The organism is Psychroflexus aestuariivivens (assembly GCF_004010055.1).
Taxonomy (GTDB): domain Bacteria; phylum Bacteroidota; class Bacteroidia; order Flavobacteriales; family Flavobacteriaceae; genus Psychroflexus; species Psychroflexus aestuariivivens.
Map to the genome: position 1 here is coordinate 1 of NZ_RQVT01000012.1, position 14,304 is coordinate 14,304.

At 34.7% G+C, this 14,304-nt stretch carries 13 protein-coding genes; 9 read left to right on the top strand and 4 right to left on the bottom strand.

Annotated features, from left to right (window positions below):
- Positions 1-427: 427 nt before the first annotated feature.
- Positions 428-1,033 carry a sugar transferase gene (locus EIG86_RS02060; protein WP_127844487.1) on the top strand — a complete coding sequence of 202 codons (606 nt, stop codon included), beginning with the start codon at positions 428-430 and terminating at the stop codon, positions 1,031-1,033.
- 137 nt (positions 1,034-1,170) lie between these two features.
- On the opposite strand, the gene EIG86_RS14090 is transcribed toward EIG86_RS02060, so the two are convergent.
- On the bottom strand, positions 1,171-1,329 hold the full coding sequence (locus tag EIG86_RS14090) for a hypothetical protein (RefSeq protein WP_157983105.1): 159 nt from the start codon (positions 1,327-1,329) through the stop codon (positions 1,171-1,173).
- A 668-nt stretch (positions 1,330-1,997) separates the two neighbouring features.
- Here EIG86_RS14090 and EIG86_RS14200 point away from each other — a divergent pair.
- The 4 genes from EIG86_RS14200 to EIG86_RS02080 all read left to right on the top strand — a co-directional run bounded on the left by EIG86_RS14200 (position 1,998) and on the right by EIG86_RS02080 (position 7,610).
- Positions 1,998-3,056, top strand: a complete 1,059-nt coding sequence (locus EIG86_RS14200; RefSeq protein WP_205030448.1) for an ATP-grasp domain-containing protein — start codon at positions 1,998-2,000, stop codon at positions 3,054-3,056.
- A gap of 188 nt (positions 3,057-3,244) precedes the next feature.
- Positions 3,245-4,096: a formyltetrahydrofolate deformylase gene (gene purU, locus EIG86_RS02070; protein ID WP_127844488.1), complete on the top strand. Its 852-nt coding sequence runs from the start codon at positions 3,245-3,247 to the stop codon at positions 4,094-4,096.
- A 1,233-nt stretch (positions 4,097-5,329) separates the two neighbouring features.
- Complete coding sequence (locus EIG86_RS02075; RefSeq protein ID WP_127844489.1) at positions 5,330-6,484, top strand: hypothetical protein; 1,155 nt, start codon at positions 5,330-5,332, stop codon at positions 6,482-6,484.
- The gene (locus EIG86_RS02080; RefSeq protein ID WP_127844490.1) at positions 6,459-7,610 is read left to right on the top strand and encodes a hypothetical protein; all 1,152 of its coding nucleotides are present in this window, start codon (positions 6,459-6,461) and stop codon (positions 7,608-7,610) included. Before EIG86_RS02075 ends, EIG86_RS02080 begins: the two co-directional genes overlap by 26 nt.
- A gap of 769 nt (positions 7,611-8,379) precedes the next feature.
- Here EIG86_RS02080 and EIG86_RS02085 read toward each other — a convergent pair.
- Both EIG86_RS02085 and EIG86_RS14310 read right to left on the bottom strand, forming a co-directional pair.
- On the bottom strand, positions 8,380-8,580 hold the full coding sequence (locus tag EIG86_RS02085; protein WP_127844491.1) for a hypothetical protein: 201 nt from the start codon (positions 8,578-8,580) through the stop codon (positions 8,380-8,382).
- A gap of 5 nt (positions 8,581-8,585) precedes the next feature.
- Positions 8,586-8,714, bottom strand: coding sequence for a hypothetical protein (locus EIG86_RS14310; protein WP_262707794.1), 129 nt, complete (start codon positions 8,712-8,714; stop codon positions 8,586-8,588).
- Between the two features lie 1,040 nt (positions 8,715-9,754).
- On the opposite strand from EIG86_RS14310, the gene EIG86_RS02090 reads away from it, so the two are divergent.
- The 3 genes from EIG86_RS02090 to EIG86_RS02100 all read left to right on the top strand — a co-directional run bounded on the left by EIG86_RS02090 (position 9,755) and on the right by EIG86_RS02100 (position 12,019).
- The gene (locus tag EIG86_RS02090) at positions 9,755-10,507 is read left to right on the top strand and encodes a hypothetical protein (RefSeq protein ID WP_127844492.1); all 753 of its coding nucleotides are present in this window, start codon (positions 9,755-9,757) and stop codon (positions 10,505-10,507) included.
- Positions 10,508-10,909: 402 nt separating this feature from the next.
- The gene (locus tag EIG86_RS02095; RefSeq protein WP_262707795.1) at positions 10,910-10,990 is read left to right on the top strand and encodes a hypothetical protein; all 81 of its coding nucleotides are present in this window, start codon (positions 10,910-10,912) and stop codon (positions 10,988-10,990) included.
- 9 nt (positions 10,991-10,999) lie between these two features.
- Positions 11,000-12,019, top strand: coding sequence for a mannose-1-phosphate guanylyltransferase (locus EIG86_RS02100; RefSeq protein WP_317129902.1), 1,020 nt, complete (start codon positions 11,000-11,002; stop codon positions 12,017-12,019).
- Between the two features lie 654 nt (positions 12,020-12,673).
- Here the strand turns inward: EIG86_RS02100 and EIG86_RS02105 are convergent.
- Entirely contained in the window at positions 12,674-13,156 is a 483-nt protein-coding gene (locus EIG86_RS02105) for a UpxY family transcription antiterminator (protein WP_127844493.1), read from the bottom strand.
- 359 nt (positions 13,157-13,515) lie between these two features.
- Here EIG86_RS02105 and EIG86_RS02110 point away from each other — a divergent pair, with 359 nt between their 5' ends.
- On the top strand, positions 13,516-14,112 hold the full coding sequence (locus EIG86_RS02110) for a YdcF family protein (RefSeq protein WP_157983106.1): 597 nt from the start codon (positions 13,516-13,518) through the stop codon (positions 14,110-14,112).
- The last annotated feature ends 192 nt before the right edge of the window (positions 14,113-14,304 follow it).

The window sequence follows — 14,304 nt, forward strand, 5'->3', positions numbered from 1 at the left end:
ATGAAATCGAGTGAGTTATTTTTCATCTGTGGCGGGGGATTCCGTAGATTTTCTTAGAGTTTTTTTGTTCGCCTAGACTTTTTTTGATTCTTTTTTTGGGCGATGCAAAAAAGAATAGAAAGTGTTCTAAAAACTAGAATAATTCATTTAAAGTTCTCGATAGCTCTACTGAGCATAGTCAAAGCACACCTTTTGTCATGCTTCTATACCTTTTTTCTCACCCTTTAGGGCTTGAGTAAAAGAAAAAAGAGTTGCGGGATACACTATTACCAAAACCACTCGAACTAACAGAGAAGCCAAAAGCTAATAGCCAAAAACCCACAGCTTCAAATCACGAATCTACCAATCTACTAGTCTACAAGTAAACCAGTAACCACTAATACAATCAACCAAATCCTAAAACAAAACCCCAAGAATTCAATTAAAAATGTACAAAAGCATAATCAAACCTTTAATCGATTTTACAGCAGCATTTTTAGGTGTATTGATATTGAGTCCTGTATTGTTGATTGTTGCAATTCTATTGATGCTTCAAAACAAAGGGACACCATTCTTTTTTCAAACACGACCAGGCAAAGACCAAAAAGCCTTTCAAATCATCAAGTTCAAAACCATGACCGATGAAAAAGATAAAGACGGTAATTTGTTGCCTGATCATCAGCGTTTGACCAAATTAGGAAGAGTAATTCGTAAATTATCTATCGATGAATTGCCACAACTGATCAATGTTTTGAAAGGAGATATGAGTTTAGTCGGACCAAGACCTTTGTTATTTAAATATATTCCACTGTTTTCCAAAACCCAATTGAGAAGACATGAAGTAAGGCCAGGCATTACAGGTTGGGCGCAAGTGAACGGAAGAAATAGCATCAGCTGGACTAGAAAATTTGAATTGGATGTGGAATATGTCGATAGAATATCAATAGGTTTAGACATTAAAATATTATACTTAACAGTATTGAAAGTTGTAAAAAGCGAAGGCGTGAACCAATCAGAAGCCAGACCGATGCAACCTTTTGATGGAACAAATTAAGTTTAGAAAATATCACACTTTCACTTCAAGTTCGCCCGAATAAGTCATTCAGCCGGGTGTTTTTACAGATATATTCAGTAGCAGTAAAATTATATCGGTTTGTCACTTCGAGTGATTTCAAGAGATTCAATTAGAAACTATTGAAATAGTATCGGTTTGTCACTTCGAGTGATTTTACTGATGCGGTCAGCAGCAGGAAAATAGTATCGAGAAGTCATTTTAACCAAATCAAAAATAGTTCTCGATAGCTCTACTGAGCATAGCCGAAGTACACCTTGACTAAAAACTACCAGCATCAAAGATGCCTTGTTTTTATGTCAAGCCACTCGAACTGACAGTAGGATATTTCTCATTTCAAAATTTCTATTTCAGATTCATAAGTCTAACATCTGAAAACTAAGAATTTAAGAAAAACGGCTTATCAAAAAAACTTTTAAAAATCAAGGAAGCAGCGCAGGGTGAGAAGATGAAAATCTGTTTGAGCTCGATGGAATCGAGTGAGTTATTTTTCATCTGTGGCGGGGGGTTCCGTAGATTTTCTTAGAGTTTTTTTGTTCGCCTAGACTTTTTTTTGGTTACTTTTTTTTCGGCAATGGAAATCGACGAAGGAGATTCACGAACACTTAAAAAAATAAAAACGAGGGTGAGCTAAAAAAAAGAACATAAGGTGTTTTTAAAGCAAAAAGCTTTTTTTCGAAAAAATCAGTTTTATTTAGAAACTTAGAAAACTTAAATCTAATAGCTATATATCACTTCAAGCCCGCCCGACTAAATCATTCAGGCGGGTAATTTTACTGATGCATTCAGTAGCAGTAAGATAGTATCGAGAAGTCATTCTAACTATATTACAAATAGTTCTCGATAGCTTTACCGAGCATATTCGAAATACATGTGACAAATATAACTTTCAAAATCAAATATTTTTGTTTTGTTGTAAACACAAGACATAATTAAAAATTAAATAATGAACATATTAATCAACGGTGTAGGTGGACCAACACCTCGCAGTATAGCAAGAACCATTAGACGATATTGCCAATTTGATGAGGTCAAATTAATAGGGACAGATATTAATCCCGTAGCCTATGGGTTGTATGAAAATGATTTGTACGATCAAACTTATTTGGTGCCTCCAGCAGGGCATCAAGACTATTGGTCAAGCATGGAGAGCATTATCAAAACACATGATATTGACATGGCTTTGGTACACCCAGAACATGAAGTAATGGCATGGTCTAAACGTATGACAGATGGTGAAGCCCCATGTAAAGTCATGTTGCCAAGCCATAGCATGTCAGATTTATTGGTGGATAAGTCTAAAATGACTGAAGTCCTGAAAAATACTGGACTCGTGCCAAAATCTTATGTATTTGATTCAGATTTAAAAGAGTTTGAAGAACTAGAAGCAACACTGCCGTATCCGTTTTGGGTAAGAGCGACAGCAGGGTCTAGCGGTTTGGGATCGCTTAAAGTTGAAAATCGCAATGCATTAAAAAACTGGTTACACATCAACCCAGGAGTTAAAAGATTTATAGCTAGTACTTTTCTGCCCGGAAGAAATTTGGCAGTAAAACTACTTTATAATAAAGGGCAATTGCTCCGCTCTGCGTCTGGAGAACGGGTCAACTATATCATGGCAAAAGTTGCGCCTTCGGGCATCACAGGAAACACCTCTTTTGGTCGGTTGCTCAATGAACCTGATTTGGTAAATAAAGCAATTGAAGCTATGGATGTGCTATTTGAACACACAGGTTCAGAAAAACACGGCTTTTTTACAGCAGATTTTAAGGAAGATGAGAACGGGAGACCTTATATTACAGAAATTAATGTGAGAATGGTAGCATTCAATATGTCCTTTGCCGCAGGTGGAGCTAATTTCACTGAAGATATCATCCGACTGCTAAACAATGATGAAAGTTTCGATAAGAATTACAAAATGTATGAGTTTGAGCCAGGCACTATTTTCCTCAGAGATGTCGATGCCGAACCAAAACTGATGAATGAAAAAGATTTGATGTCATAAAATTCAGTTTTAATTATGACCATCAACCTCATTCGTTTTTATAACAATGAGGTTTTTATTTTATATTTCAAATATGACTCTCTATTTTGAAGGCTTAAATTGTTTCGAAGACATTAAATAATTGCTTATAAAATATGTGCAATTTAGCTAAATAAAAATAGTTAAGTGAGTTTAAAAAAATTAATCACATGAATAAAATTACGCTCCTAATACATTGCAAAGACCAATACAATATCATTGCCTCTATTACAAACTATATAGTTGATAAAAAAGGAAATATAGTGTATTTAGACCAACACGTAGATAGGGAGCAGGATATATTTTTTATGAGAATAGTGATTGAATTTAGTGATCTGTTTTTTTCTCGGTTAAAGTTTAAGTCTGATTTTAAAGAAACCATCGCAAAAAAGTTTGAGATGAACTGGCACATGTATTCGAATGAAAATAAGATGAGAATGGCACTATTTATCTCAAAATATGACCATTGCTTATATGATATTTTAGGCAGGTATAATTCTGGTGAACTCAATTTAGAAATACCATTCATCGTCAGTAACCATCCAGATTTGAAGCCTATTGCCGATAGTTTTAAAATTCCATTTTATCATATCCCAGTGACCAAAAAAAAAGCCATAGCAGAGGAAAAGCAATTGGAGTTATTAGATAAATACAATATCGACTTTATTGTGTTAGCCAGATATATGCAAATAATTTCTAAAAATGTAATTAGTAGATATCCTTCTAAGATTATCAATATTCATCATTCTTTCTTGCCTGCTTTTGTTGGTGCAAAACCTTATCATTCGGCATTTAAGAGAGGGGTTAAAATTATTGGCTCTACAAGTCATTATGTTACAGAGCAATTAGATGAAGGCCCAATAATAGCGCAGGATGTTGCACATGTCACTCACACCTATTCTATTGATGATTTAATTGCTAAAGGACGCGATTTAGAGAAAATTGTTTTATCAAACGCAATTAAACTTCACGCAAACCATAAGGTGATGGTTTACAATAATAAAACAGTTGTTTTTTCATAACAAAAACTTACCATAAACTTCTATATGATTGAATTTTTTAGTTTATAATCTATATTTTTTTTGATAAACTAGGGATTATGTGCAGTCAAAATGTTGGCAAAATGAAACAAGAATCACGAATCACCCCATTTCCCTCTCACCATTCAAATGCATCCGCCAAAAGCCAACAGCCTCAAACACCAGTCTATCAGTATACCAGTAAACCAGTCTCCTTCACTAAATCCCCTCTCACCACAGGCTATAAGCTGCTAAATGCAAAAAGCCAAAAGCCAATCGCCAACAGCTCCAAAGCCAATTGTTAACCAGTTCCAATTTGAAATTTACGAATCACAAATCTCTCATTCCCCTCTTAAGCTTTAAGCTTTATGCAGTAAGTTATAGGCTTAAATATTTCAAATTTTCTATTTAATACTTTTCATTTCAGATTTAAGTATCGTCTTGTCACTTCGAGTGATTTTACTGATGCGGCAAGCAGCAGGAAAATAGTATCGAGAAGTTATTCTAACTAAATCATGAATAGTTCTCGATAGCTCTACTGAGCATAGTCGAAGTACATTTATTACGCCCTTGCTGGTCGTAATAAACACTCGAACTGACAACAGGATATTTCAAATTTTTCATTTCAAAATTTATAAGTCTAATATCTGAAATCTAATATCTAATATCTCTCTTCAAATCTCCCTCTCTCCAGCCAACAGCAAAAGCCAACCGCTCAAAACCACTAGTCAACCAGTTTACTAGTCCACCAGTCTCAAGTTTCAAGTTGAAATTCACACTCAATAACCTGCAACCTGAAATTTGAAATTAAAAATTAAAAATCTGAAATCTGAAATCTAATATCTCCCCCTCACCAAATCTCCCTCTCTTCAGCTCTAAGCTTTAAGCAGTAGACTGTAAGCCATAGGCAGTAGGCTAGTAAGCCAAATGCTAACAGCTAATAGCCAATAGTTAACCAGTTCCAAGTTAAAGTTTACGCTAAACAACCAGCAACCTGAAACCTGAAATTTGAAATTTGAAATTAAAAATCTGAAATCTAACATCTCCCCCTCTCCCTTTTATGATATCTCCCTCTCACCAGCTCTAAGCCAAAAATCCAACCGCCAAAAAACTTTTAAATTAAAAAAACAATTAATATATTTATATGAGGAACCATGTAAAGCTCTAAAAACAAGAAGTTAAAGTAAAGGGGAATACCACGAGCTATTGCAAGGTCTTTTAAAAACTAACCGATAGATGACACCCAAATACATTGGTAAAATGAGTCTAGGATGCCGCATCCAATACCTAGACAAAAACCTCAGAAACGCATGGAAATTTTACATGATTGGTTACATCAACAAAATGATCCATCATAAAAATCTGTTTTCAGAGGAAACGAAAACCTTATTATATTTTGACAATCTAAAAAATTTGTCTAAAGGAGAAGTTGTAACCAAATTGTACAATTCTTTTACATCAAGCGAATATCGAGGACTTTTGTCGGATATTATAGACAATAAATATTATACGTGGGATAAATTTTATAAAGATGAAATTAAAGAGGCCCACAACACTCTAGAATTTCCACTAGTTCTCAAATACATAAAGTTCTTAGAAAAATGTGAATCTAGAGTTCATCAAATTGGTAGTTTGGGAAGCATAAACTCGATTTCTACTATCAATACTGATTTTGAAAAATATGCCAAGTCTCAAATAGGGGAAGGCTTTATTGAATTGAAGCAAGTGAGCAGAAAAATCAGTGACTTTATAGATAGAGTAGATGAACATTATGAAAACGCATTAATTTATGAAAAAGAAACCTTAGAAGAAGACTTTCAAATGCTGGCTAATCGTTACTTATTTCCCTACAAGGATTTAGCTTCCCCAACAATCTTTATCGAATACCCAACTGAATTTGCAAAATATAAAAGGCTCTACAAAAATTGGCTACTCATGCTGGTTGAAAAAAGAAAACGCATCCTAAAATGGGATCCTTCCAAAATTCCACCGGTGTACAAAGCCTTGGTCAATTACGCTGAAAGCCTTTTAAGACCAAATGAAATTGAGTTTTTCAACCAAGACGTAACCCAATATTACAATTACCCCAAACATATTTTTCCAAGCTTAGTCTGCTTCAAGTTATTTGACCAATTTGCTAAACACCAAGCCCCTCAAGTTTTGATCAATTACTTATACCGTAAATTTCAAAATTCAAAAAACTACAATTATAGAATAGAACATTCACCAAGGGCCTTTTTAGATTGGTATCATGACGCCTATCCCGAAAACGAATTGGTAAGCGTCCACTCGAGCTTAAGCAAAGTCAGGTCTGTAGATAGAGAAGTCAGCTTTGCAATTGTCAAATCCCTGATAGAACAACTTTATGGAAATAAAACAAAAGCAGACTAATGCCATGAAAGATTTAATCAGCAAAGAAACACCAATGACTTTTGAGAATTACGACCTAAACCATCGTGTACAATATCTCAAAGATGACATGTCCAATGCATGGTTATTCGTTTTAGTAAGTTTAATCAATTACACCTGCAATCATAAAGAACTCTTACAAAGCTTAAAACATACAAGACCTCATTCCGTTTTGAAGACAATAAAACAATTTAAGTTTGACTATAAATCAAGTAAACTGAAACATAAGCCTAGTTTTTGCTTGTCATATCAAGTAGAAGAATTACTACAAATCAAAAAATATAAAAACAATCCTAAGGTTCAAAAGCTCCAAAGTTTTATTCAAAAAGAAAAAAATATTTGGGATCAATTGTCAGTTTTGTTGAATTTCGGTTCACTTAAATACACCTATGATTTCAGCGAACCGGTAAGATTTAGAGAATATGCTGTAAGTAAGCTGGAAACTAAAGCAATAAGTTACGGAGAATTAGAAGAAAAAATTAATGAACTACTTAACCACATGGAGAGCTTACAAATAGAAGAATGGTTAGGGTTCCATGATGAAAATTCCTGCAAAGAAATACTGGAACGCAAATTTGATTTCGCTAAATACAAAAGACCTTTGCTTTTAGAGCCATACCCACAAGACCTCAGGGAATACAAGCTTTTACTCAAAGGCTGGTTACAAATGGAAATCATAAAGCGGCAAAGAAAACTAGGCTTTTCTTTATACAACCTCCCCATGTCTTATAAATATGTATTTGATTATGCTGAAAATTTATTAGATGAAGAGGAGAAAAAATTTCTCCAAGAGGACGAAAGCATAAGTCAAAATTATCCCGCGCATATTTTCCCAAGTTTTAAAAGCTTTAAACTTTTTGATATTTATGCGAAGCAAGATTTTAAAAATGTTGTCTACACCTACCTATTTCGTAAATTTGAATCTTCCAAAGATCCATTGTATAAAATTGGTGTGTCTCCAGCAGCTTTCAAAGAATGGTATAGGAGCCAATACCCAGAAAAAGATTATCTCGAAATAAGTGCAAGTCTTAAAAAATCGGAATCAGAAGAAAGAGAACAAAACTTTTATGCTGTCAAATCACTAATAGATAAACTTTATGACCTCTAAAAAAACGGTCAACGCTATTTAGGGAAGGTCATCCAGCCAACAGCCAACAGCCAAAAGCCAACAGCTTCAAACCACTAGTCAACCAGTTCCAAGTTAAAAAGTTCCAAGTTGAAAACATCAAATTAAACAACCTGAAACCTGAAATCTAAAATCTAGCATCTACCAATCTAAAGAAAACTGGCTTACTTTTAAAATACGCCTGAAATGCAAAAACAAGGCTGCGACAGGCCGGCGATGGAAGCAGTAGTTTACGGTTGCTGGAATAGCAAGAGGCAGGCTTGTTTTTAGGATTTCCAGTATTTTAAAATCGGCCTAGACTTTTTTTGATTCTTTTTTTGGGCGATGCAAAAAAAGAATAGGAGGTGTACTTTATCAATCGAAACCGACGAAGGAGATTCACAAAAACTTAAAAACTTGAAGTTCGAAATCTCAAATTACAAGTTACGAATCACAAAATCTCTAGCCAACCGCCAACCGCCAACAGCTTCAAACCACCAGTCAACCAGCTCCAAGTTAAAAAGTTCCAAGTTGAATTTTACTCTAAACAACCAGCAACCAGCAACCTGAAATCTAAAATTTGAAACCTGAAATTTGAAACCTGAAACCTGAAACCTGAAACCTGAAATCTGAAATCTGAAATCTGAAACCTGTAACCTATAACCTGAAATTTGAAATTAAAAATCTGAAATCTAAAATCTAAAATCTAATATCTAACATCTAAAATCTAATATCTCCCTCTCACCAGCCAACCGCCAAACCCCCATAAAAACTACCTTGACATTTCTTCAAAATCTGAAACACTCAACCCTAAAAACTCAGCCGCTTCATAATTCGTAACAATTTGATGACGTTGCTTGCCTAAATGTCGCTTGATATTCATCATATAGCGGTACGCCGTTGCAGAAGCAACTTTACATACAGCCTGAATATCAGTACTATAAATTCGACGTTTAGAGATGCAATCGTTCACTATAATTATTTTTTAAATTGTTTATGAATAATAGCCTCAAAATCCTCCAAACTCACCCCAAAATATTCAGCAGCCTCAACATTAGTGACCAAATGATAATCTTCTTTATCAAAATAAAATTTGATCTTTTTCATATCACTTTGTGCAGTTCTCAAACAGACATTTCTAAAAATTTGCAAATCATGACTTTTAATCACTCTAATTTTCATCTTAAAAAAATATTTATAAGACAAACCTACTAATAATAAGGGCTTAGAGTGTTTGCTGATCTTACAAAAAATCAGGAAAATCAGAACTTTTTTTCGTCTAATTTTCTGAAAAATAGTGCAGCTAATATCAAATTACGCCAAATAGCAGTTAATTCAACTGTCACCAAAAAGACAACCAAAAATTCAGAAGCTAAAACCTGCAACCAGAAATTAAAAATCTGAAATGCCAACCGCCAAAACCCAACCGCCAAAAACAACAGCTTCAAATCAACTAGAAAGCCGAAAACAGAAAAACATTTAAAATTCACAATTAAAAATTCAAAACCACCAGTCTCTAGTTCCAAGTTGAAGTTTACTCTAAAGAACCTGTAACCTATAACCTGAAATTCAAAATCTAACATCTAACATCTCCCCCTCACCAAATCTCCCTCTCTTCAGCTCTAAGCTTTAAGCAGTAGACTGAAAGCCAAATGCTAACAGCTAACAGCCAATAGTTAACCAGTTCCAAGTTGAATTTTACTCTAAACAACCTGTAACCTGTAACCTGTAACCTGTAACCTGAAATCTAACATCTAAAACCTCACCCTCCCCCCCAGACCTCAAGTGAAGCTAAAGCGTACTTTAAGCATAGCTTAAGTATGGCTTAAGTATTAAAACAAACTAGGTATAAAAGCGAAAAAAACGACAAAAAGCGAAAAACAGGTAAAAAAATCTCAATACTGATCAATACTATTATTTTTCCACAATACACTCAAAGCTGTATAAAAGCGAAATTCATTGAAAATTATGCCTCTACATTTGTCTTGTCAGTCAATGTGTATTGAAGGCAGATTTAAAAAAGCCTAAAATTGAAATTTGAAAGTGCACCCAATTTGAAGCTTGCGCGCATCTAAATTCAATGTTCTGAACTGACATTAAAATTTGTACAACATGCCTTGAAATAATAGGCTTAAAACCAAAACAAAATGGCAAAGTTAAAATCATTGCTAAAGATTGAAGGAACCCTGGATGGGATGACCTTCTATAAGAACCAAGATGGAGAATACTTGGTCAAGACCAAAAGCGGAGTTTCTAAAAGTAGAATCGAAAACGATCCGGCTTTTATAAGAACCCGTGAAAACGGACAAGAATTTGGACATGTCGCCAAAAGTGGCAAAGCTTTTAGAAGAGCAATTGCCAACCTTTTGGCAGATGTTCCAGATAAGTCTAAAATTTATAGATTAACCAGTGCCTTAACTAAGGTCAAAAATTTCGATGCAACTTCAACCCGTGGTCAACGGACGGTAGGCATTGGAATCAATGAACCAGGAGGAAAAGAAGCATTTAAGTTCTTTGATTTCAATAGAAAAGCAACTTTGGATGCAATCTTAAGGACACAGTACAATCTTGATTCCGTGAACAGTGAGATCCTTATTCCAAATTTTACACCTAACTTAAATTTGGGAGTTCCACAAGGAGCGACCCATGTTGAAATTAGTGGTGGATTGTTGAATTTCGATTTCGCAAGCGGTGAAGGCGACTTACAATTGAGTAATGTTGAAAATCTAGAAATAGACGACACAAATTCAAGTGTAACTCTTGCTTTTGCAACACAGCCATCAGGCTCAGGCGATTCTTACTATTTCTTAAAAATAGCCTTTTTCCAAGAGTTTAATGGCCAACAGTACCCGTTGAATAACGGTGCTTTCAATGCCTTACAGATTATTGAGATAAACTAAGTTTAAAATAATCTGTAAAACTAACCACCTTGTATATACAGGGTGGTTTTTTTATTTTCTTAAAGGAAAAAATCTGTGTTCAAATCTATAAATACCATTTTCATATCAAATCACTTGAAATTGTAAACAAGGAAATATACGGAGAAAAGAATGTGCTATATAGCTACATCTGATGTTTAAATTGATATTTGTCCCAAATATAATGTGAATAGCATAAAGTGAAAACTAGGAGGAAGACTGTACTATTGATACAGATAAATGACTCAAGAGCTCTGGAAAATTACATAAAATGAGTCGAAGATTATTTTTAATAAAGTTGATACTAGCTAAAAAAGAAGAGATGTTTTACTAACCGCATTAAAAGCAAAGCACAGAATTATGAATATTGGTTAAGAAAAGCTTATTTTTGTGGAAGTACAATTAGGAACTTATTTTGGAGAGGATGATATTGTTCGTTTAGAAGAAAATCATCAACGTTCCTAAATTTTAAATTTGGAAGACAGCGCACATTCTATGAAGAAACAACACATCTTATTAACAGGTGGCGTGGGTAGCCGTTTGTGGCCCTTATCACGCAAATCTTGTCCTAAACAATATTTACCATTAATTCAGGGCAAGTCATTATTTCAACTCTGTATAGAAAGAAATGCTGGTCTTGTTGATGCTGGAATTATTGTAGGTAATAAGGAGAATTACATGCAGTCTAGAACTCAGGCATCCACAGATCTGCGCATCAATTATGATGAAATCATAGAAGCAGTGCCTAAAAATACAGCCGCAGCTATTGCGTTTGCTGCTTTGGCTACAGATCCTGAAGATTTGTTGTTGGTAACACCGGCAGACCATGTCATAGATGCTGGTGATACTTATGAAAAAGCAATAATACAAGCTTTTGAACTAGCTGAAAGAGGTGCGATTGTAACCTTTGGAGTGAAACCTGATCAACCTGAAACGGGCTACGGTTATATAGAACATAAAGGCTTGGAGGTGTTGGGCTTTAAAGAAAAACCAGATCAAGACTTAGCAGAAAAATACATCAAGGCTGGAAACTTCCTTTGGAATTCTGGTATCTTTTGTTTTCAAGCTAAGGTGTTTTTAGAGGCATTGAAACAATTTGAACCAGAGATTTATGAAAAAAGTCGTATAGCTTACGAAGCCAGGCAAAAGGACTTTTTACCAGAACATGAAAGTAAACAGATTCCAGAACTTAGTGTAGATTACGCAGTGATGGAACGTTCAAAAAATATCAAAGTAGTGTCTGCCGATTTTTATTGGTCAGATTTAGGGTCATTTTCAGCAATTTATGATTACTTTAAATTACACGAACTAGGTAGTTTTGATAATTCTCAAAACCTGATTTTAAACTCAAATAAACATGTTGAGCTGCCACATGTCTCTGAACACATTTATGTGGAAACTGAGGATGCAGTTCTTTTGGTTGACAAAAACCAAACTCAGGATGTAAAACAAATTTATAATAGTCTTAAAAAATCACACCCAGATTTAATTTAAATTGATAAATTCAATAAGCCTGGAACCAAATAATTCAAAAATAAATTAGTAGTGTTGAAAGGGATTTCAGGTCAATGTGATTTATATATAATTCGAACATTTGTTTTAAAAGCACAAGATGTGTTGTTATGATATGAGCGACTTATCGAACTGATTATTTGTGCTAAACTGACTGTATTCGTTCTTTAATCTGATATTCTAGAAAAATTCATAATTAAAAATCACCAGACCTCCCTCTCTTCAGCAATAGGCTAAAGGCTAAATGCAAAAAGCTAACGGCTAAAAGTCAAACGCCATCAGCTTCAAATCACCTGTCAACCAGTTCACCAGTCAACCAGTTTCAAGTTAAAAAGTTCCAAGATTCAAGTTGAAATATAAAACTCAGCAAACCTGTAGTGTCAAATTTACGAATCACTAGTCACGAATTACTATTCACCAAATCTCCAGCTAACCGCCAAAAGCCAAAAGCTTCTAGACCAGTCTACTAGTAAACAAGTCCCCTTCACCAAATCCCCCTTCTTTTCAATTGGAAGCTAAATGCTAAAAGCTATAATCATTCAATCATTAAACCAATTACTAATTACCAATCACTAGTTAACCAGTCAACCAATTATCGTCTAATATCTGAAATCTAATATCTAACAATCTAAAAACTCACCGCCTAAACTTCACCACATACCCAAGTCCCTGGAGTACCACCCAACATTCTTTACGATTAACATATTTAACAGTGCCTTCTACCTTTTCAAACCCATATTCCGTCATGTCCAAAGTTTGTCCAGGACGGAGCTTGTGCAATTCATAAGACTCGAATTTACTATCACCTAATGTTGACTTAAGAGTTTCGACCTCTGCTTGAGTCACAACGGCGGGCTGACCACTCATAAACAAATACCGAATAGCTAATGGAGACTCTAAAGCTAATTGTCGCGATTTATTTTCAATATAAACCAACAACATAGATGGCAATACTGGCATGTCGACTTTCTTCTTTCGGTCGCTCCAAACCCTAATTTCAGTACGTGTCGGGCAATAGGCTTCTATGCCTGAAGCATTCAGTCGTTCAGCCAATTTCTTTTCACCACGTGGCTTAGTGTAAAGTACAAACCACTGTTTTTTGGCATCTTTGTTCTTCATAGATTAGGATTGAAGTCATTTAAAATGAATGTGCAATTTAAAAATTTAATCACTGCATTGCCAACTAAAATTTCTCAAACAAAAAATGTTTCAATTGGTATAAGATTTAAACTAATACAATCATTTTTTGAAATTCAATTTTGTAAAAACAAAGTTGTTGTTTTCAAAGATCTTTTACCTAGTTTTGAATTGTCAATTAGAAGTCGATGATCGAATTTTTAAAATCTTTACCAACACTCGGCAACCTTTTTTTTCTTTGGTTGTTACTGTATTTCTTTTTGCGTTTTAAAAAACACCGATACCGAAATTTTGTTTTAATTTCAGGTCTGCTTGCGTTGTTGATCTGTACAACCAGTTATTTGCCAAAGCTCGCTGTAACTCACATTGAAAAACAATATGCAGTCTTGGCTCCCTCCAAGCTAAATCCCAATAAAACTTACTATATTCATGTTTTAGGCGCAGGTTATAATTTAGACCCCGATTTACCTGCCTTAACGCAATTGGAGAATAGTACTTTGGCTCGTTTAAATGAAGGCATTCGCGTATTTTGGCAATTAAAAGAACCAGTTCTGGTTACTTCAGCATATTCCAAATACAATTTGGAAAGTCAAGCATCTGTGGCGCGAAAAGCAGCGATAGAATTGGGCGTTCCAGCCGAGCGAATTCGTATGTTAGAAACACCATCGACTACTCTAGAAGAAGCCAAAGCCTTTAAGTCCAAATTCGGAGCAGACGCTCAAGTTATTATTGCTACGGATGCCATGCATATGCCACGTGCCATGCAGATTTATCGTGATTTGGGTTTCGAACCGATTGCCGCTCCCACTAATTTTCAAGTGCATTTTGGACCCAAAGCCAGCAACGGATTGACATGGCCAAATTATCATTCGTTTAAATTGAGTAATCGTTATTTCAGAGCTCAGTTGAAGCAGTTGTATTATTGGATGCTTAGTTGACAGGTTTATTTCATATTTATGAATCTACAATCTAAAAACGTAAAATTCTAAACCTCAAATATTTATTCACTATTTACGGATTACTAATCACCAAATTACTAGTTTACCAGTCTAACATCTGAAATCTATCAATCTAAAGAAAACGGCTTATCAAAAAAACTTTTAAAAATCAAGGAAGCAGCGTAGGGTGAG